This window comes from Pseudomonas sp. NFX5, from assembly GCF_049132125.1.
GTDB classification, from domain to species: domain Bacteria; phylum Pseudomonadota; class Gammaproteobacteria; order Pseudomonadales; family Pseudomonadaceae; genus Aquipseudomonas; species Aquipseudomonas marginalis.
The window spans coordinates 18,426-37,547 of record NZ_JAFMZG010000005.1 but is presented as its reverse complement, the minus strand read 5'-3'; the positions used below and the strand labels follow the sequence as shown (position 1 = coordinate 37,547).

19 protein-coding genes are annotated in these 19,122 nt (G+C 63.6%); 10 read left to right on the top strand and 9 right to left on the bottom strand.

The genetic code is table 11. From position 1 onward, the window contains the following. Positions 1–7: 7 nt before the first annotated feature. On the bottom strand, positions 8–904 hold the full coding sequence (locus J1N02_RS01305) for a LysR substrate-binding domain-containing protein (protein WP_098479194.1): 897 nt from the start codon (positions 902–904) through the stop codon (positions 8–10). 172 nt (positions 905–1,076) lie between these two features. On the opposite strand from J1N02_RS01305, the gene J1N02_RS01300 reads away from it, so the two are divergent. The 7 genes from J1N02_RS01300 (at position 1,077) to J1N02_RS01270 (ending at position 7,576) form a co-directional block, all read left to right on the top strand. After that, positions 1,077–2,024, top strand: coding sequence for a branched-chain amino acid ABC transporter permease (locus J1N02_RS01300; RefSeq protein ID WP_027607281.1), 948 nt, complete (start codon positions 1,077–1,079; stop codon positions 2,022–2,024). Beyond that, positions 2,021–3,106 carry a branched-chain amino acid ABC transporter permease gene (locus J1N02_RS01295; RefSeq protein WP_027607280.1) on the top strand — a complete coding sequence of 362 codons (1,086 nt, stop codon included), beginning with the start codon at positions 2,021–2,023 and terminating at the stop codon, positions 3,104–3,106. The genes J1N02_RS01300 and J1N02_RS01295 overlap by 4 nt, the downstream gene beginning before the upstream one ends. Further along, positions 3,103–3,876: an ABC transporter ATP-binding protein gene (locus J1N02_RS01290; protein WP_027607279.1), complete on the top strand. Its 774-nt coding sequence runs from the start codon at positions 3,103–3,105 to the stop codon at positions 3,874–3,876. The genes J1N02_RS01295 and J1N02_RS01290 overlap by 4 nt, the downstream gene beginning before the upstream one ends. Further along, entirely contained in the window at positions 3,869–4,585 is a 717-nt protein-coding gene (locus J1N02_RS01285) for an ABC transporter ATP-binding protein (protein WP_027607278.1), read from the top strand. The genes J1N02_RS01290 and J1N02_RS01285 overlap by 8 nt, the downstream gene beginning before the upstream one ends. An 80-nt stretch (positions 4,586–4,665) precedes the next feature. Further along, positions 4,666–5,805 (top strand): branched-chain amino acid ABC transporter substrate-binding protein, encoded by a 1,140-nt coding sequence (locus tag J1N02_RS01280; protein WP_065948080.1) that lies wholly within the window; start codon positions 4,666–4,668, stop codon positions 5,803–5,805. 60 nt (positions 5,806–5,865) lie between these two features. Next, positions 5,866–6,348, top strand: a complete 483-nt coding sequence (locus J1N02_RS01275; RefSeq protein ID WP_098479196.1) for an L-2-amino-thiazoline-4-carboxylic acid hydrolase — start codon at positions 5,866–5,868, stop codon at positions 6,346–6,348. Continuing rightward, positions 6,341–7,576 (top strand): Zn-dependent hydrolase, encoded by a 1,236-nt coding sequence (locus J1N02_RS01270; protein WP_027607275.1) that lies wholly within the window; start codon positions 6,341–6,343, stop codon positions 7,574–7,576. Before J1N02_RS01275 ends, J1N02_RS01270 begins: the two co-directional genes overlap by 8 nt. 102 nt (positions 7,577–7,678) lie before the next feature. On the opposite strand, the gene J1N02_RS01265 is transcribed toward J1N02_RS01270, so the two are convergent. Further along, complete coding sequence (locus J1N02_RS01265) at positions 7,679–8,467, bottom strand: AraC family transcriptional regulator (protein ID WP_421147081.1); 789 nt, start codon at positions 8,465–8,467, stop codon at positions 7,679–7,681. A gap of 85 nt (positions 8,468–8,552) precedes the next feature. Between J1N02_RS01265 and J1N02_RS01260 the strand changes: the two genes are divergently transcribed. From J1N02_RS01260 to J1N02_RS01250, 3 genes are all read left to right on the top strand, one after another. Next, positions 8,553–9,551: a bile acid:sodium symporter family protein gene (locus tag J1N02_RS01260; protein WP_027607273.1), complete on the top strand. Its 999-nt coding sequence runs from the start codon at positions 8,553–8,555 to the stop codon at positions 9,549–9,551. Positions 9,552–9,636: 85 nt separating this feature from the next. Further along, positions 9,637–9,999, top strand: a complete 363-nt coding sequence (locus J1N02_RS01255; protein WP_092357403.1) for a hypothetical protein — start codon at positions 9,637–9,639, stop codon at positions 9,997–9,999. 123 nt (positions 10,000–10,122) lie between these two features. Continuing rightward, positions 10,123–11,307 carry a sugar transporter gene (locus J1N02_RS01250; RefSeq protein ID WP_108572729.1) on the top strand — a complete coding sequence of 395 codons (1,185 nt, stop codon included), beginning with the start codon at positions 10,123–10,125 and terminating at the stop codon, positions 11,305–11,307. A 78-nt stretch (positions 11,308–11,385) separates the two neighbouring features. On the opposite strand, the gene J1N02_RS01245 is transcribed toward J1N02_RS01250, so the two are convergent. The 7 genes from J1N02_RS01245 to J1N02_RS01215 form a co-directional block, all read right to left on the bottom strand. Beyond that, entirely contained in the window at positions 11,386–12,585 is a 1,200-nt protein-coding gene (locus J1N02_RS01245; protein ID WP_108572731.1) for an NAD(P)/FAD-dependent oxidoreductase, read from the bottom strand. 126 nt (positions 12,586–12,711) lie between these two features. After that, positions 12,712–13,707 (bottom strand): GlxA family transcriptional regulator, encoded by a 996-nt coding sequence (locus tag J1N02_RS01240; protein WP_074847094.1) that lies wholly within the window; start codon positions 13,705–13,707, stop codon positions 12,712–12,714. Beyond that, positions 13,704–14,627, bottom strand: a complete 924-nt coding sequence (gene tal, locus J1N02_RS01235; RefSeq protein ID WP_421147080.1) for a transaldolase — start codon at positions 14,625–14,627, stop codon at positions 13,704–13,706. The genes J1N02_RS01240 and tal overlap by 4 nt, the downstream gene beginning before the upstream one ends. 22 nt (positions 14,628–14,649) lie before the next feature. Beyond that, positions 14,650–15,603 carry a sugar-binding transcriptional regulator gene (locus tag J1N02_RS01230; RefSeq protein ID WP_027607267.1) on the bottom strand — a complete coding sequence of 318 codons (954 nt, stop codon included), beginning with the start codon at positions 15,601–15,603 and terminating at the stop codon, positions 14,650–14,652. 45 nt (positions 15,604–15,648) lie between these two features. After that, complete coding sequence (locus tag J1N02_RS01225) at positions 15,649–16,449, bottom strand: SDR family oxidoreductase (protein ID WP_027607266.1); 801 nt, start codon at positions 16,447–16,449, stop codon at positions 15,649–15,651. Between the two features lie 11 nt (positions 16,450–16,460). Next, positions 16,461–17,240 carry an SDR family oxidoreductase gene (locus J1N02_RS01220; protein WP_256221311.1) on the bottom strand — a complete coding sequence of 260 codons (780 nt, stop codon included), beginning with the start codon at positions 17,238–17,240 and terminating at the stop codon, positions 16,461–16,463. A gap of 365 nt (positions 17,241–17,605) precedes the next feature. Continuing rightward, complete coding sequence (locus J1N02_RS01215; RefSeq protein WP_098479199.1) at positions 17,606–19,117, bottom strand: sugar ABC transporter ATP-binding protein; 1,512 nt, start codon at positions 19,115–19,117, stop codon at positions 17,606–17,608. Positions 19,118–19,122: the final 5 nt, after the last annotated feature.

The window sequence follows — 19,122 nt, the reverse complement described above, 5'->3', positions numbered from 1 at the left end:
ACAATGCCTATACCGCATTCAAGCTGCGCTTGATCCAGTCATACAAGTCATTCCCCTCGCTCGACAACTCACTGTTGGCTCGCCGGCACAGGTAGTACTGGCGGCCATCATTGACCTCCAGATCAAACAGCTTCACCAGCTCGCCATTGGCCACATGGGGCGCTACCAGCGGCGCGCGCAGCAACGCGCAGCCCAGGCCGGTGAGGGTGGCGGTGAGTGCCAGTTGGCCGTCTTCGAGCAGCAAGCCATTCAGCGCCGTGGTGTCGACCTCGGCTGCCTCGAACCATTGGCCCCAGGTGCCGCGTTCTTCATCGTGCAGCAACGGCAGTTCGCTCAAGGCCTGGGGCGTGTCGATGGGGCCGTGTTGGGCGAGAAAGCTGCGGCTGCAATAGGGGGTCACCGCGCCGGAGATCAGGGGTTCGCTGTGATAGCCCGGCCAGTGCCCGGTGCCGAAGCGAATCGACAGGTCGGCGGCATCGCTGGGGTAGCTGCGGTGGTTGGCGTAGGTCACGTTGATGTCCAGCGCCGGGTGGTCTTTGAGGAAGTTCTCCAGGCGCGGGATAAACAGGTTGATGCCAAACAGCGGGATCAGGCTGATGGTCACCTGGCGGGTGGCGCTTTTCTCGCGCACATGTTCGGTGGCGCTGCGCAGCACGGCAAAGGCCGAGCGGATGGCACGGTAATACTCGCGCCCTTCATCGGTCAGCACCAGGTTGCGGCCCTGGCGCAGGGTCAGCGGCTGCCGCAGGAAGTCTTCCAGCAGGTGCAGTTGATGGCTGATGGCAGAGGCGGACACGTCCAGCTCGCGTGCGGCAGCATTCACCCCGCCATGGCGCGCAAACGCTTCGAACGTCCGCACGGCACGCAGGGGAGGGTCATTGGCTAACTGTTCTGATTTATTCATGTATTGAATTAAACACCAAGTTTTAGCCCAAATAAAGAGCCATAAGTGCCGTATTTGCGGCACAAATACCCTGTCATTGCTTTGGCATAACCCTATAACTTTCTGATATTTGATAAAAACAGAATAGATGCTTAGTGTGCCGCCCTTGTACGCACTGAGGTCGACGGTCTTCATGGATGGGTTTATCCAACAACTGCTCAACGGCTTGATGACGGGCAGTCTCTACGCGCTGGTGGCCCTGGGGTACACCATGGTCTACGGCATCCTGCGCATCATCAACTTCGCCCACGGCGATGTGCTGATGATCGGTGCGCTCGTGGGCTTGTCGATGATTCGCCTGTTGCAGGCGACTTGGCCGGCGTTGCCACCGCTGCTGGTGTTGCTGACGGCCACCCTGGTCGCCATGGCATTTTGTGCGGCGCTGGCGGTGGTGATCGAGCGCGTCGCTTATCGCCGGTTGCGTCACGCGCCGCGCCTGGCGCCGTTGATCAGCGGCATCGGGGTGTCGCTGCTTTTGCAAACCATCGCGATGCTGGTCTGGACCCGTAACCCGCAAATGTTCCCGCAACTGCTGCCGCTGGAACCCATCGAAGTACTGCCCGGGGTCTCCGCGCACCCGGCTGTCACCAACGCCACGGCCCTCACCACCATCGCCATTGCGCTGTCAGTGATGGTCGCGCTGCTGGTGCTGGTCGAGCGCACGCGCTTTGGCCGGGCCATGCGTGCCGTGGCGGAAAACCCCCAGGTCGCGAGCCTGATGGGCATCAACCCGAATCGGGTCATCGTGCTCACCTTCGCCATCGGCGGCGCCCTGGCGGCATTGGCCGGGGTAATGATGGCCAGCAACTACGGCAGCGCGCATTTCTACATGGGCTTCCTGCCGGGGATCAAAGCCTTCACCGCCGCGGTGCTGGGCGGTATCGGCAACCTCAAGGGCGCCATGCTCGGCGGCCTGTTGCTGGGGCTGATCGAAGCCCTGGGCACCGGCTACCTGGGCGCCGCCACCAACGGGGTGTTCGGCAGCAATTATCAGGATGTGTTTGCCTTTATCGTGCTGATCGCGGTGCTGGTGTTCCGTCCTTCCGGGCTGTTGGGCGAACGTCTGGCGATCCGCGCATGATCAACCCACTCACTGCCAATCAACGCGCCAGCCTGGGCCTGCTGCTGTTTGCCGTGGCCCTGGTGCTGGCACCGTGGATCGTCGGCCACGCCGGTGGCAACACCTGGGTGCGGACCCTGGATTTTGCCCTGCTGTACATCATGCTCGCCCTTGGCCTGAACATCGTGGTCGGTTATGCGGGGCTGCTGGACATGGGTTTCATCGCGTTCTACGCGGTGGGCGCCTACCTGGCCGCGTTGCTGTCGTCGCCCCATCTGCTGCAACAGTTTCCAGCCCTGGCGGCGTTGCTGCCGGCGGGCATGCACACCTCGATCTGGTTGATCCTGCCCCTGGGCGCCTTGCTCGCGGCGGGATGCGGTGTGGTGTTGGGTGCGCCGACCTTGCGCCTGCGCGGCGACTACCTGGCCATCGTCACCCTGGGCTTTGGCGAGATCATCCGTATCCTGCTGCGCAACCTCGACCGCCCGGTGAATATCACCAATGGCCCCAAAGGCATCGCCCAGGTCGATCCGGTGAACCTGCTCGGCGTGAACCTGGGCCGTACCCAGGAACTGTTCGGCCTGCGCCTGCCGTCGGTGTACCTCTATTACTACCTGTTCGCCGCGCTGGTGGTGCTGATTCTGTTTGCCTGCATTCGCCTGGAGCACTCGCGCATCGGCCGTGCCTGGGTGGCGATCCGCGAGGACGAAGAAGCGGCCCAGGCCATGGGCGTGAACACCGTGCGCCTCAAGTTGCTGGCGTTTGCAATAGGCGCCGCGTTCGGCGGGGTGAGCGGCGCGCTGTTCGCCTCGTTCCAGGGCTTTGTCTCGCCGGAATCGTTCACCCTCAACGAGTCCATTGCGGTGCTGGCGATGGTGGTGCTCGGCGGCATGGGCCATATCCCGGGGGTGATCCTTGGCTGCGTACTGCTGGCGGCATTGCCTGAAGCGTTGCGCGCGAGCATGGGCCCGTTGCAGCAGGCGTTGTTCGGCCAAGTGCTGGTGGACCCGGAAATCATCCGCCAGCTGTTCTACGGCCTCGCGTTGATCCTGGCGATGCTCTATCGACCCGCCGGGCTGTGGCCCAAAGGAGTGGCACGATGAACGCACCTCTGCTGCAGATTGACCGGGTCAACAAACACTTCGGGGGCGTGGCGGCGTTGACCGATGTGAGCCTGAGTATCCAGGCCGGCGAAATCTACGGGCTGATCGGCCCCAACGGCGCGGGCAAGACCACCTTCTTCAATGTCATGACCGGCCTCTATACCCCGGATTCCGGGCGCTTCCAGCTCGATGGCCGGGAGTACCGGCCGACCAGCGTGCATCAGGTGGCCGAAGCCGGCATTGCCCGCACGTTTCAGAATATCCGCTTGTTCAATGCCATGAGCGCCCTGGAAAACGTCATGGTCGGGCGCCATGTGCGCACCCGCAATGGCCTGTGGGCCGCCTTGAGCCGGCATCGTCGTGCTCGCGATGAGGAAGCCCAAACCCGTGCCCACGCCCATCGCCTGCTGGCGTATGTCGGGCTGGCGGGGTTCGCCCATTATCGCGCCGACAGCTTGAGCTACGGCCATCAGCGCCGCCTGGAAATCGCCCGCGCATTGGCCACCGAACCGCGCCTGCTGGCCCTGGATGAGCCGGCGGCGGGTATGAATGCCAGTGAAAAAGTGCAGTTGCGCGGCCTGCTGGAAAAGATCCGCGACGACGGCCATACCCTGCTGTTGATCGAGCACGACGTGAAGCTGGTGATGGGCGTATGCGACCGCATCAGCGTGCTCGATTACGGCCAAGTCATCGCCGTAGGGCCACCCGTCGAAGTGCGCCAGCACCCGGCAGTGATCCAGGCCTACCTGGGAGCCAGTGCCCATGTCTGAAGCCTTGTTGAACGTCGAGGGTTTGCAGGTGCGCTACGGCGCCATCGAGGCGGTCAAATCCCTGGATTTGCACATTGCCGAGGGTGAGCGCGTCACGCTGATCGGTGCCAACGGTGCGGGCAAGACCTCCAGCCTCAAGGCGCTGACGGGTCTGCTGCCGGCCAGTCAGGGTGCAATCCGCTTTGCCGGGCGCTCGATCCTCGGCCAGGCGCCGGACCAGTTGCTGCGCCAGGGCATCGCCATGGTCCCGGAAGGGCGCGGGATTTTTGCGCGCATGAGCGTGCTGGAGAACCTTCAGTCCGGTGCGTTTTTGCGCCGTGACAACGAGCAGGTGCAGCGCGAAATGCGCCAGCTGTTCGAACACTTCCCGCGCCTGGAAGAGCGCCTGCAGCAGTCCGCCGGCCTGCTCTCGGGCGGTGAGCAACAGATGCTCGCCCTGGCCCGTGCGCTGCTGTCACGCCCGCGTTTGCTGATCCTCGATGAGCCGTCCATGGGCCTGGCGCCGATCATGGTGGAAAAAATCTTCCAGGTGATCGACGACGTGTGTCGCCAGGGCATGACCCTGCTGTTGGTGGAACAGAACGCACGGCTGGCCCTGCAAGTGACCGACCGCGCCTATGTGATGGACACCGGCCGCATCAGCCTCAGCGGGCCCTCCGCAGATTTGCTTGAACACCCCGAGGTGCGCAGCGCCTACCTCGGTGAATAACGGCTCGATGAAAAAACACCCATGACGCTACCGGACGCCCGGCGTGTTCCGACCCGCCCGAAAAGAAACAGGAACGACTGATGAAGACTTTCAACAAAACCGCACTGATTGGCCTGGCCCTGAGCAGCCTGGCGAGCGCCATGGCCCAGGCCGACCAGACCGTGCTGATCGGCCTGGCCGGTCCCTTGACCGGGCCCTCGGCCCGGATTGGTAAAGACCTGGAAAATGGCGCGCAACTGGCCATCGACCAGGCTAACGCCAAGCACCCGACAATCAATGGTGAGGCGGTGACCTTCAAGCTGGTGTCCGAAGACGACCAGTCCGACCCGCGCACCGCCGTGACCGTTGCCCAACGCCTGGTGGATGAGGGCGTGGTCGGCGTGGTCGGCCACTGGAACACCGGCACCAGCATCCCGGCGGCGCGGGTCTACCACGACGCCGGTATCGCCCAGGTGGCGCCAGTCGCTACCGGGCATGCCTACACCCAGCAGGGCTTCGACACCAGCTTTCGCATCATGGGCCACGACGACGATGGCGGCCAGGTGGCCGGCCGCTATGCGTTGAACACCTTGAAAGCCCAGCGTATTGCCGTGATCGACGACCGCACCGCATTCGGCCAGGGCCTGGCGGACCAGTTCGTCAAATCCATCGAGGCCGGGGGTGCCAAGGTGGTTGCCCGCGAATACGTGGACGACAAGACCATCGACTTCAGTGCCGTGCTGACCAATATCCGTAGCCAGAACCCTGACCTGATCTTCTTCGGCGGCGTCGACGCCCAGGCTGCACCGCTGGCCCGGCGTATCAAGCAGTTGGGGATCAAGGCACCGCTGATGGGCGCCGGTGGGTTTGTCAGCCAGACTTTCCTGCAGCTGGCGCAGAACGAAGGCGAGGGCGTGATTGCCTTGGAGCCGGGCCTGGCGATTGCGCAGATGCCGGGTGGCAAGGCGTTCGAACAGGCCTATAAGGAACGCTACAAAACCGCGATCGAACTGCATGCACCGTTTGCCTATGACGGCGTTGGTGTGTTGGTGGCGGCCATCGAGAAGGCCGGATCCACCGACCCACAGAAGTACCTGCCGGTGCTGCGCGCCATCAGCTATCCGGGCGTGACTGGCACGATTGCGTTCGATGCCGAGGGCAACTTGAAGCAACCGTCGTTCACCGTTTACCAGGTCAAGGCCAATCAATGGCAGCCGGTGAGTGTGGCGGGCGGCCAATAAACCCACCCCCTCTGCAGGTGCGAGCTGGCTCGCTCCTGCAAGGGTCAATGGAGAGATGCAATGAGCAAACTGGAAGGTGAACTGGGCATCCTTGCCCGGCGCCGGATCGAGGCGGAAATCATCAAGCCCATCTACGAGATCCTCAAGCGCGAGCAGGGCAAGGACTTTGCCGCCGCCGTGATCGGCGAAGCCGTGGGCAATGCGGCGATCCAGGCCGGCAAGCATTTTGCCGCACTGGAAGAGCAGGGCGCCGACCTCAAGAGCTTTGTGGAGTTGCAAGTGCTGTGGGAGAAGGATGACGCGCTCAATGTCGAGATCATCGCCAGCGATGCCGAGCACTATGACTACGACGTCAAGCGCTGCCGCTACGCCGAGATGTACCACGAGATGGGCCTGGGCGAGATCGGCCACTTGCTGTCGTGCAACCGCGACGAGCTGTTTATCGTCGGCTACAACCCGAACATCGAACTGACCCGCACCCAGACCATCATGGGCGGCGCGCACCACTGCGACTTCCGTTATCGGGCCAAACCCCATGAGTAACCTGGCACGGGTCAACGGCGAACGCCTGTGGGCTTCGTTGATGGAGATGGCGCAGATCGGTGCCACCGAAAAGGGCGGTGTGTCGCGCCTGGCATTGACCGACGAGGACCGGCGTGGCCGCGATCTGTTCGTGCACTGGTGCACTGCGGCCGGTTGCACGGTACGGGTGGACGCCATGGGCAATATATTTGCGCGTCGCGCCGGGCGCCATGACCACCTGGCACCGGTGATGACCGGCTCCCACGGCGATTCCCAACCCTTCGGCGGCAAGTACGACGGCATCTATGGCGTACTCGCCGGAGTGGAAGTGCTGCGCACCCTGAACGACCTGGGGATTGAAACCGACCGGCCCATCGAAGTGGTCAACTGGACCAACGAAGAGGGCTCGCGCTTTGCCCCGGCGATGATTTCCTCCGGCGTCTACGCTGGCGTGTTTGACCTGGAATACGGGTTGTCCCGTGTGGACAAGGCCGGCGTGACCATCGGCCAGGCCTTGCAGCAGATCGGCTATGCCGGCCCCCACCCGGTGGGTGGCCAGGCGGTGCATGCCGCCTTTGAACTGCATATCGAACAAGGCCCGATCCTTGAAGCCCAGGGCATCACCATTGGCGTGGTCACCGGTGCCCAGGGCCAGCGTTGGTACGAAGTCGAATTGAGCGGGCGCAGCGCCCATGCCGGCACCACCCCGATGGACCATCGCCTGGATGCGCTGCTCGGTTTTGCCCGTGTGGTCGAGGCCGTGAATGGGCTGGGCCTGGAGCAGGGCGCGGAAGGACGGGCCACGGTGGGCATGGCGAATATCTTTCCCAACTCGCGCAACGTGGTGCCGGGACGGGTGTTTTTTAGCGTGGAATTCCGGCACCCGGACGAGGCCGTGCTGGCACGCCAGGACCAGCAATTGCGCGACGCCGTGGCGCACATCGCCGAAGGCATCGGCTTGCAGCACAGCGTTAAGCAGATCTTCCAGTACGCACCGATTGCCTTCGACAGCGATTGTGTAGAGGTGGTACGCGCGTCCGCCGAGGCGTTGGGCTACAGCCATCGGCCGATGATCTCCGGCGCCGGGCACGACGCCTGCTACCTGAACCAGGTGGCGCCGACCGCGATGATCTTCGTACCGTGCGTGGACGGGCTGAGCCATAACGAAGCGGAGGAGATCTCCCCCGAGTGGTCGACGGCAGGGGCGGATGTGTTGCTCCAGGCCATCCTGGCCAAGGCTGGGATCTGAAGGTACATACAAGTCTGATGTGGGGGGAGCAAACTCCCTCTAGACGCGCTACGTCGAAGAGGTAGGGGGCCCTCCCACAGTGATTCTTCATCGTCGGTGAGGTCAGCGGAAGAACTCACCGGGCGTGGCATCGAACTGCTGTCGAAACGAGTTGATAAACGCCGACGTGGACTCATAGCCACAGTTCAACGCCACATCCGTCACCCGCTCGCCTTGCTCCAGGGCGGGCAGGGCGCTCAATAACCTTAAACGCTGGCGCCAGGCTCGAAATGTCAGGCCGGTGTCCTTCAAAAACAGGCGGCTCAGCGTCTTTTCGCTGACCCCCAGTTTCTCGCTCCAGTGTCCCAGGGTAGTTTGCTGTTCCGGGCGCAGGCTCAAGCTGCGGTAGATCTGTCGCAACCTTGGGTCATGGGGCAATGGCAGCATCAAGTCGACCTTGGGCGCTGCGGCGAGTTGATCGAGCACTACCTGGACCAGGCGCCCATCCGGGCCATCCTCGGCATATTCCACCGGCAGCTCGCTGAAGCTGCGGATCAACTCGCGCAGCAGGCTGCTCACCTCCAGCACCTGGCAGCGTTCGGCGGCCCAGGCGGTGACGCTGCAATCGAGGTACAGGCTGCGCATCTCGGTGTGGGGCGAGCTGTACACCCGATGCGGCACGCCCGCGGGGATCCACACCGCCCGCTGGGGCGGCGCGACGAAGCGGCCGGCGCTGGTCTGGATCTCCAGCACCCCGGAAATGGCGTAGGACAATTGCACCCACGGGTGGCTGTGCCGGCGGGTCAGGGCGCGGTTGGGCAGCGATTCGGTGCGCCCATACACCGGCCGTGGCAGGCTGGAAAGCCCAGGCACACTGCGGCGTACGGTATTGGCATGTCCTTTAGGCGGCATTTAATGGCTCATTGGCGTTAGTCGGTAACAAGGCGTTACGTTAGAGTCGCCATGACGCTCTTGGCAACCCCCGGAAGATTCGCTTATGACTCGCCCCCGTTTTCTGCCCGACAACTTCACCCTGACCTTGATCGCCACGGTGATCCTCGCCTCCCTGCTGCCCGCCAGCGGCCAGACCGCCGTGGCCTTCGGCTGGGTCACCAACCTGGCCATCGCGCTGTTGTTCTTTTTGCACGGCGCCAAGCTGTCGCGCCAGGCCATCGTCGCCGGCGCGGGCCATTGGCGTCTGCACCTGCTGGTGTTCAGCCTGACTTTTGTACTGTTCCCGCTGCTGGGCCTTGCGCTCAAGCCGGTGTTGTCGCCGCTGATCGGCAAGGACCTGTACATGGGCATGCTCTACCTCTGCGCCTTGCCGGCCACGGTGCAGTCGGCGATTGCCTTTACTTCGCTGGCACGGGGCAATATCCCGGCGGCGATCTGCAGCGCGGCGGCCTCCAGCCTGTTCGGCATCTTCCTCACGCCGTTGCTGGTGACGCTGTTGCTCAATGTGCACGGCGAGGGCAGCTCCACCGTCGATGCGATCCTGAAAATCAGCGTGCAACTGCTGCTGCCGTTTATCGCCGGGCAGATCGCCCGCCGCTGGATCGGCGCATGGGTGGGGCGCAATAAAGCCTGGCTGAAGTTCGTCGACCAGGGTTCGATCCTGCTGGTGGTGTACGGCGCGTTCAGCGAAGCGGTCAACGAAGGCATCTGGCACCAGATCCCGCTGTGGGAGCTGGGCGGCCTGGTGGTGGCCTGCTGCGTGTTGCTGGCCTTGGTGCTGGTGGCGTCCACCCTGTTGGGCAAGGCTTTTGGCTTTAATCAGGAAGATCGCATCACCATCCTGTTCTGCGGCTCGAAGAAGAGCCTGGCCACGGGTGTGCCGATGGCCCAGGTGCTGTTCGCCGGGGCGAGCATGGGCGTGCTGATTTTGCCCTTGATGCTGTTTCACCAGATCCAGTTGATGGTCTGTGCGGCGTTGGCGCAGCGTTATGCCAAGCGGCCGGAGAGCATTCCGGAGTTGATGGCGCAGGTGGATCCTTAACCGTTTGTTGCGCTAAGGCGAATAACCTCAAGTTAGTGCCTTTGCTGACGACTTACTTCCTAATAGCCCAGGAAGGAGTATCAGCATGCGTATCAACGGTTTTTCGGCAGCTACCTGTCTCCTTTGCCTTTGGGCAAGCACCTGCGGCGCGGCCCAGCCGGCGGGTCAAGGCACCATCAGTTTCACGGGCAGCATTGTCGAACCCTTGTGTGCGACAAATGCGCACAGCGGTGCCCGGATGGACGTGACAGGTTGCCCGAGCGCCAGCCGTGGCAATCGGTTCGATGTCCGCAGTATGGCGCCGGTCGCCAGCGTCAACGGGGCCAGTCTGCGGCTGGTGGCGGACAGCGGCAGCGGGCGTTATTACGACCAGACGTACCTGTTGGTGGACAGCCTCGGCAAGCCGATCCAGTCAGGCAACTACGTGGTCACCATGACGGCACCGTGACAAAACTGAGGGTATTTTGAGGGGGATGAACGTCAACAGACGGCCGATAAACCTATAGAATGCCAGGCGGCGGCGCTTGTCCTGGGTGGCCGCTTGATCATCGCCAGAGTACCTCGCCCTTCAATGAGCATTTCAGCCGCAACCCCCCAAGCCAACTGGCAACCGGTCATCGCCCTGGCGCTGGCCGCGTTTGTGTTCAATACCACTGAATTCGTCCCCGTCGGGCTGCTCAGCGCTATTGGCGCCAGCTTCGATATGCCCGTGTCCAGCGTCGGCCTGATGCTCACCATCTATGCCTGGATCGTGTCCCTGACCTCGCTGCCGGTGATGCTGCTGACGCGTAACGTCGAGCGACGCAAGCTGCTGATCGTGCTGTTCTGCCTGTTTATCGCCAGCCATATCCTTTCCAGCGTGGCCACCAGTTTCGGCCTGTTGATGGTCAGTCGCGTCGGCATTGCCTTGTCCCATGCGCTGTTCTGGTCGATCACCGCGTCCCTGGCGGTACGCCTGGCGCCGGAAGGCAAGCAGGTGCAAGCCCTCGGCCTGCTCGCCACCGGTACGTCCCTGGCGATGGTGCTGGGTATTCCCCTGGGGCGTCTGCTCGGCGAAGCCATGGGTTGGCGCACCACGTTCCTGGTGATCGGCGCGTTCGCCGCCGCCCTGGTGTTCTGGCTGGCGCGCACCTTGCCGTTGCTGCCGAGCCAGAACTCCGGCTCCCTGCGCAGCCTGCCACTGCTGTTCAAGCGTCCGGCGCTGGTGGCGTTGTATGTGCTCACGGCGATGACCGTGACCGCGCAATTCACCGCCTACAGCTACATCGAACCTTTCGTCGAAGGCGTGGCCGGCATGAGCGGCAGCGCGGTGACCCTGATCCTGCTGGTGTTCGGCGGCGCGGGCATCATCGGCTCGCTGCTGTTCAGCCTGGTGCACCGCTTCAACCCCCACCTGTTCGTGGTCGGCGCGGTGTTTATCCTGGCCGCGTGCCTGGCGCTGATGCTGCCGTTGAGCGGCGCCGAGTCGTACCTGGTGATCCTCAGCGTGTTCTGGGGCATGGCGATCATGGGCTTCGGCCTCGCCATGCAGTCCAAGGTACTGGTGCTGGCCCCGGACGCCACCGACGTGGCCATGGCGATGTTCTCCGGTATCTACAACATCGGCATCGGCGGTGGCGCCCTGATGGGCAGTTGGGTCGGCAGCCACTTCGGCTTCGCCTGGGTCGGCGTGGCGGGCGGGTTGCTGGCGGCGCTGGCATTGATCGGGTATTGCCTGGCGATTCGCAAGTTTGGGACGGGTGTCGCGCAAAGCTGAGGCAGGAGCGAGCCTGATCGCTCCTGGCATTTATGCTCGCCAGCAAACAGTGGGCTGGCGGGCACCGGGTGTGGGGCGTCAGGCCACCGGAATCAGCGGGTCAGCCGCCGCCAGGGCGGTGGCCCGTTCGGCGGCTGGCGGGTAGATCCACACCGTGTTGATCTGCTGCTTGAGCTCCTTGGCTTCCTGGCCCACCAGCTTGAGTTGACGATCCCAGCCCTCGGTGTACACCGCGCCCCAGGCCCCGAGGTCGAGGCAGGTGACGTATTTGGGCTGGCTGTAGGTCATCGGGGCCACGCCGATCAGGTCGGCGGCGACGTTGTTGCCGGCGTAGCGGCCCAGGGCGATGGCGTGCTGGCAGGACATGCCGGCGAAGTGACCGAGGTCGTCGGTGGCGGCGTAGGCCACATCACCGGCGGCAAAGACATCGGCCTGGCCCTTCACCTTGAGGTTGCCGTCCACATGCAGGCGGCCCTGGGGGTCAAGGGTGCCGCTGACCTGTTCGGTCAGCGGGTTGGCGCGAAAGCCGATGGTCCAGATCACGGTGCTGGACTCGATGCGCTGCCCATCGGCCAGGGTCACGCCGCCGGCATCCACCGCGGCCACGGAGGTGTTCAATCGCCATTCGAGGCCCAGGTGTTGGCTGGCTTCGACGATGGACGGGCGAATGCCATCGCCCATGGATGCCCCGATCTGCGGGCCACGGTCCACCACGATCACACGGATAGTGGCGTCGTCACCCAGTGCTGCGCGCAGGCGTGCTGGCATTTCGGTGGCGGTCTCGATCCCGGTAAACCCTCCTCCGGCCACCACCACGGTGTTGCGTGCCGGGCTGTCGGGCAGGTTTTTCAAACCCTTGATATGGGCTTCGAGGCGCGTGGCGTCTTCGATCTGGTCCACATCGAACACGTGCTGGAGGCCTTCCATCTGCGGGCGACTGAGACGACTGCCGGCGGCCAGCACCAGGCGATCGTACTTGAGGGTAGTGGGGATGCCCGCCGTGTTGCGGTAGGTCACCTGCTTGCCGTGTTCATCGATGCGGTCGGCGGCGCCCTCGATGAAGTCCACGCCGACTGCCGCAAACAATGGGCCCAGCGGTGCCTGCATGGCATGCACTTCGGCCTCGTAGAAACGTGGGCGAATACGTAGCGCCGGCTGTGGGGCCAGGACGCTGATCTGCACGTCATGGCGATCATGTTTATCCAGCAGGCGCGCGGCGCTCAAGGCGCTCCAGACACCGCCGAACCCGGCGCCGATGATGAGGATGTGCTGCTTCATGGGGATGCTCCAGGGACCAGGTCGATACGATTGCTCAAGGCGCAATGCGTTACCGGCCTACTCTAAGAGCGCCGCGGTTTGGCGGGTAGGACAGAAAACCCTGAATAACTGCCAAGCGGCCTGCCGTCAGCGGGAAAAGCGCGCGCGGTAGTCGCGAGGGGAAATCGCAAGGTGGCGATGGAAGGTGTAGCGCATGCGTTCTTCATCGCCAAAGCCACACAGGTGCGCCACCTGGTCGATGTTGCGCTGGGAGTCTTCCAGCAGGCGCCGCGCCGCCTCCACGCGAAACAACTCGATGGCCTTGGCCGGGGTGCGCCCGGTTTTTTGCTTGTAGACCCGGGCGAAGTTGCGCGGGCTCATGCGGCTTTGTTCCGCCAGGCGCTCCACCGTAAGCTCGCGGTCGCTGAGGTTGTCGGCGATCCACAGGTGCAAGGCATCGAAACCGGCAGTGTCGTCGGTCTGGGCTTGCAGCAGTTGGCTGAACTGGGCCTGGCCGCCGGGCCTTTTGAGAAACACCACCAGTTCCCGCGCCACTTGCAGGGCGACGTGACGCCCGCAATCGGCCTCTACCAACGCCAGTGCAAGGTCGATGCCGGCACTCACGCCTGCCGACGTCCACACATTGCCTTGCTGGACAAAGATCGCGTCCATGTCCACATCGATGCTGGGGAACCCGCGCTTGAGCATGTCGCACATCGCCCAGTGCGTGGCAGCACGCCGGCCCTGGAGCAAGCCGGCCTGTGCCAGCAGGAAGGTGCCGCTGCACACCGAGGCCGTGCGCCGGGCCCGAGTGGAGGCGTGACGCAGCCAGTCCACCAGGTCGGTGTTGGCGGCCAGCGCCTGTTGAATGGCGGGGGCGCCGGGTACGATCAAGGTGTCCAGGGCGGCGGGGTCAAATTGCGCCAATGGCAGGGTGTCGACGCTCAATCCTTCGGCCGTTGGCATCAAGCCGCCCGCCAGGCTGGCGGTGTGCACCACATAGCCCGGCAGGCCACGCTCGACCATGGCCTTGGTGGCAGCCCAGAACACGGTCTGGGCACCGGTCAGGTCGAGCAGGCCCATTTGCGGGTAGGCCAGGAACACCAAGGTGCGCGACTGGCCGAGCGGCTGGACGGGGGTCATAGCGCCGACAACACCGCCTCGAGTTTTTCCTGATCCCGCGCAAACTGTCGAATCCCTTCCGCCAGCTTCTCCGTGGCCATCGCATCTTCATTCGACGCCCAGCGGAACTGCGCTTCGTTCATTGGCTGGCGCGCTTCGCCTTCGGTCACCGGTACCAATTTGCGTGCCAGCGTGCCCTGGTCTTCGTCGAGCTTCTGCAGCAGCTCCGGGCTGATGGTCAGGCGATCGCACCCCGCCAGCTGTTCGATCTGGCTGAGGGTGCGGAAGCTTGCGCCCATCACCACGGTGTTGATCTGGTTGGCCTTGTAGTAGTTGTAGATGCGCGTCACCGATTGCACGCCCGGGTCATCCGCGCCGGTGTAGTCCAGGCCGGTGTTCTTGCGGTACCAGTCGTAGATGCGGCCCACGAACGGTGAGATCAGGAACACCCCGGCATCGGCGCAGGCCTGGGCCTGGGCGAACGAGAACAGCAGGGTGAGGTTGGTCTGGATGCCGGCTTTTTCCAGGCGTTCGGCCGTACGGATGCCTTCCCAGGTGGAGGCGAGCTTGATCAGCACGCGGTCGCGGCGGATACCGGCCTGGTCGTACAGGGCGATCAACTGGTTGGCCTTGGCCCACAGCGCGTCTACATCGAAGGACAGGCGCGCGTCGACTTCGGTGGAAATACGCCCGGGAATGACCTTCAAAATGCCGGCACCCACTGACACCGCGAAGTGGTCGCAGGCCAGGCCGACGTCGCCCTTGGCCAGGTTGACGGCATTGCGCAGCAGCTCGGCGTATTCCGGGATCGCGGCGGCCTTGAGCAGCAACGACGGGTTGGTGGTGGCGTCCACCGGGCGCAGGCGGCTGATGGCTTCCAGGTCGCCGGTGTCGCAGACCACGGTGGTGAATTGCTTGAGTTGTTCGAGCTTGGACGTCATGAGCGGCAATCTCCAAAAAAGGTTATTGGTTGAGGGCCTGTGCGGTGTCCAGGTCGGTGATCAGGATGTCCAGGTAGCCGCCCTTGAGCGCGCCACGAATGGCCTGGACCTTGTTCAGCCCGCCGGCCAGGCCGAGCACGCGGTGGATACTGCGCAACTTGGGCAGCGCCACCGAGACCACGAATTCTTCATCTTCCTCCAGCACCGGCTTGCCCTGGGCATCGAAGTAACGCAGGCAGATATCGCCGACGGCACCGCGCTCGGCCAGCAGGCGCAGCATGTCCTCGGTGTAGTAGTTGCCACTGTTGCGCAGCAACTGCGAGGGTTCGAGGTCGCCGATGCCGACGATCGCCAGGGTGATGCTGTCAAAGCGTTGCAGCACTTCCTTGACCTCTTCCATCTGCACGATGCGCTGCTTGCTCTCCACCGATTGCTCGATGCTTTGCGACGGCAGCAGGAACGCCGGGCAGTTGAGCAGGGTGGCCAGGCGTTGGGTGAGCAAGGTAGCTTCAAACGCGCCTTTGTTGCCGACACCGCCCAACAGTTGTACCACTTCCTGGGCGCCTTGTTTGCCCGGCTGGGCATGCAGGTGGCCGACCATGGCGCGAATGGTGCTGCTCCACGACGAAATGCCGATATGGTCCTGGGGCGACAGGCTGGTCTCCAGGTAGTGGGCAGCCGCCGAGCCGATGGCTTGCTTGATGCTTTCATCGTTGCCGGGCTCGGTGGCTTCCACCACGATCACCTGGCGCACGTCGTAGCGGCGTTGCAATTGGTTTTCCAGCTCCAGGTGCAGGCCTTGCAGGCGCATCACGCTGATCTTCACCACGCCTTCCTGCAGCGCCCGGCGCAGGGCGCGGCTGATAAAGGATTGGGACAGGTCCAGCTGTGCGGAAATCTCGGACTGCTTGAGCCCGTCTTCGTAATAGAGGCTCGCGATCTTGGTGATCAGGCGCTGTTCTTCGATCTGGCTCATGAAGGCCTCAGTGATGACATCAATGCGGGTGAGGATACCAAACCCTTACGACATGATCAGGCCGCCGTCGATATTGATCGCCTGGCCGGTCAGGTAGGCCGCGTCATCCGAGGCCAGGAACGCCACCAGGCCGGCGACATCCGAGGGTTTTCCGGCCCGGCGCAGGGGGATGTTCCTGACCCATTCGGCCATCAGTTCACCCTTGCCGTAGCGTTTTTCGTCGGTGCTGAGGATCTCGCCCCACACGCGGTCGTTGTAGTCCCACATCTCGCTTTCGATGATGCCGGGGCAGAACGCGTTGACCGTGATGTTATGCCGCGCCAGTTCCAGCGCCAGGCTCTGGGTAATGCCGATCACGCCCATTTTGCTCGCGGCGTAGTGCGGGGTGTAGATAAACCCCTGGCGGCCCTGGCCGGACGAGGTGTTGATCAAGCGCCCGCTGCCTTGCTTGACCATGTATTTGGCCGCTTCCCGGCAACCCAGCCACACGCCGGTGGTGTTGACCTGCAGCACCTTGTCGAAGTCGGCGCGGGGCATCTTGTCGTAGTGGTCGATGGTGATGATGCCGGCGTTCTGTACCGACACGTCGATGCTGCCGAAGCGTGCGTGACCTTCGCGGTAGAGGGTTTCGATGTCTTCTTCGCGGGTCACGTCGATGCCCAGGGCCAGGGTGTCGACCTTGTATTCCCGGGCCAGTTGGTCGGCGGTGAACGTCACGCGCTCCAGGTCGTTGGAGGCCAGCACCAGGTTGGCACCTTCCTGGGCGAAGCGCTCGGCAATGCCGGCACCGATGCCACGGCAGGCGCCGGTGATCACGATGGTTTTACCGCTGAAACGTTGCGACATGACAAAACTCCTTACCAGCAGACAAAACCACCATCGACCAGCAGGTCGACACCGGTGCAGAAAGACGAGGCCTGGCTGACCAGGAAAATCGCCGGGCCGACCATTTCGTCCACGCTGGCCATGCGGCCCATGGGCGTGGTCTGTTCAAAGATCTTCACCTGGTCGGCGACTTCCGGGCGTGAGTTCATCGGCGTGGCGGTGTAGCCGGGGCTGATGCAGTTGACGCGCAGGCCTTTGTCGGCCCATTCCATCGCCAGGCTTTTGCTCAGGTGGATCACCCCGGCCTTGGAGGTGTTGTAGTGCGCCTGCAACAGGCCGCGGTTGACGATGCTGCCGGACATGGAGGCGATATTGACGATGGCGCCTTTGCCACGCGGCAACATCACCGCGGCCTGGGCCTGGCAACTGAGGAAAATGCCGGTGAGGTTGATGTCCAGGGTGGTTTGCCAGCGTTGCAGCTCCAGGTCTTCGGCGGCCTGGGCATTGGCAATGCCGGCGCAGTTGACGGCCACGCTGAGTGGGCCGAGTTCGTGCTCGGTGCGCGCGACCGCTGCATCCAGGGCGGCCCGCTCGGTGACGGTGCCGCTCAAGGCCAGGGCGCGCCGGCCCAGGGCCTGGATGCGTTCTACGGTGCTGGCGATGCCGGGGCTGCCCGGAAGATCAAAGCAGGCTACATCGGCACCGGCTTCAGCGAGCCCGACGGCGATAGCCTGGCCAATGCCGCTGCCGGCGCCGGTAACAAAGGCCACTTGGCCTTGAAGACTAAAAAGCTGCATGACTAACTCCGTTATTTGAAATTACAGTGAACCCCTGTGGGAGGGGGCTTGCTCCCGATAGCAGTGGTTCAGTGACAGATGCATCTGCTGACACTCCCTCATCGGGGGCAAGCCCCCTCCCACAGTTGGATCTGTGTAGGTCTTTGGTTATGCGGTAGCCATTTCCATCACCGAAACCGGGATGGCCTCGCCGCGCTCCAGAATCCCCGTCTAACAAGTTGCCTGGATAACTCCAATCTTGAAATCACACTAGATCCCCTGTGGGAGGGGGCTTGCCCTCGATAGCAGTGGTTCAGTTACAGATGCATCTGCTGACACTCCCGCATCGGGGGCAAGCCCCCTCCCACATTTGATCTCCATTGTCTGTGAGGACCGGGTTCCTAGGCGGTGGCCATTTCCATCACCGCCACCGGCGTGGCCTCACCGCGCTGCAGAATCCCCATCTGCCGTCCCCGGCTCATCACCATCACCCGGTGGGACAACCCCAGCACTTCATCCAGGTCGGAACTGACCACAATCACCGCCATGCCCTTGGCCGCCAGGTCCGCGATCACTTCATAAATCGCCGCCCGCGCACCCACGTCGATGCCGCGTGTGGGCTCATCGAGGATGAACACCTTGGGGTTGCGCGCCAGCCACTTGGCGATGATCACTTTCTGCTGGTTACCGCCGGACAGGCTGGAAATCCGCGACTGCGGCGCACCTTTCACCCCCAGTCGCGCCACCGCCGTGCGCGCGAATTCGCGCAGCGGGGCAGGGAACACCCAACCGCGTTTATCCAGCAGGTCGGTGTTGCCATAAATCAGGTTGTCTTCGATGCGATGCTCCACCACCACGCCTTGCTGCTTGCGGTCTTCCGGCACCAGCACCACGCCGGCCTGGATCGCCTCGAAGGGCGAGCGCAACTGTCGGACCTCGCCATCCAGCACCATATGGCCCCGAATATCCCGGGCCGCGCCGGCAATGGTACGCACCAGCTCGGTTCGCCCGGCACCGACCACCCCGGCAATGCCGAATACCTCGCCGGCACGCACGCTGAAGTCGATGCCGTGCAAGGCAAACTCACGGCAGCTCAACGCCTTGACCTGCAACATCACCTGCTCCTGGGGTGCCTGCAACGCAGGGAAGATCCGCTCCAGGCTGCGCCCGACCATCTGCTCCACCAACTCCCGCACCGGCACCTGGGCCGTGGCATGCAGGGCGATCTGGCGACCGTCGCGCAGCACCAGCACGCGGTCGGCGATGCGTGCGATTTCTTCCAGGCGGTGGCTGATATAGATAAACGACACACCCTCTGCCTTCAGCCGTTCCACCTGCTTGAACAGCAGCTCGGTTTCCTCGCCACCCAATGCGGCGGTGGGTTCATCGAGGATCAACAGGCTGGCCTTCAGCGTCAGCGCCTTGGCGATTTCCACCAGTTGCTGGGCCGCCACGCTCAGGCCTTCGACCTTGCGCGAGGCCGGCACCTTGAGGCCCAGGCGTTCGAGTTGGATCTGCGCCTGGGCCTCCATGTACTCGCGATCCACCCGCCCACGGCGCATGGGCAGGCGGCCGACGAAGATGTTCTCGGCGATCGACAGTTGCGGCAGCAGGCGGATTTCCTGGTGGATCAGGCCGATCCCGGCACCCAGCGCAGCCCCCGGTGAAGCCGGCGCGTAGGGCGCGCCGAGCCAGGTCATGCTGCCCCCGGCTTCCGGTTGCACCAGCCCGGCGATGATCGACGACAAGGTCGACTTGCCCGCGCCGTTCTCACCGAGCAGGGCCAATACCTCGCCGGGGCGAATGTCCACGTTGACCTGCGACAACACCTGCACCGGCCCGTAGGCCTTGCTGATATTGCGCAGGCACAGCACCGCGTCGGATCGAGCGGTGTCAACGGCTGCTGCTTGCATGACGA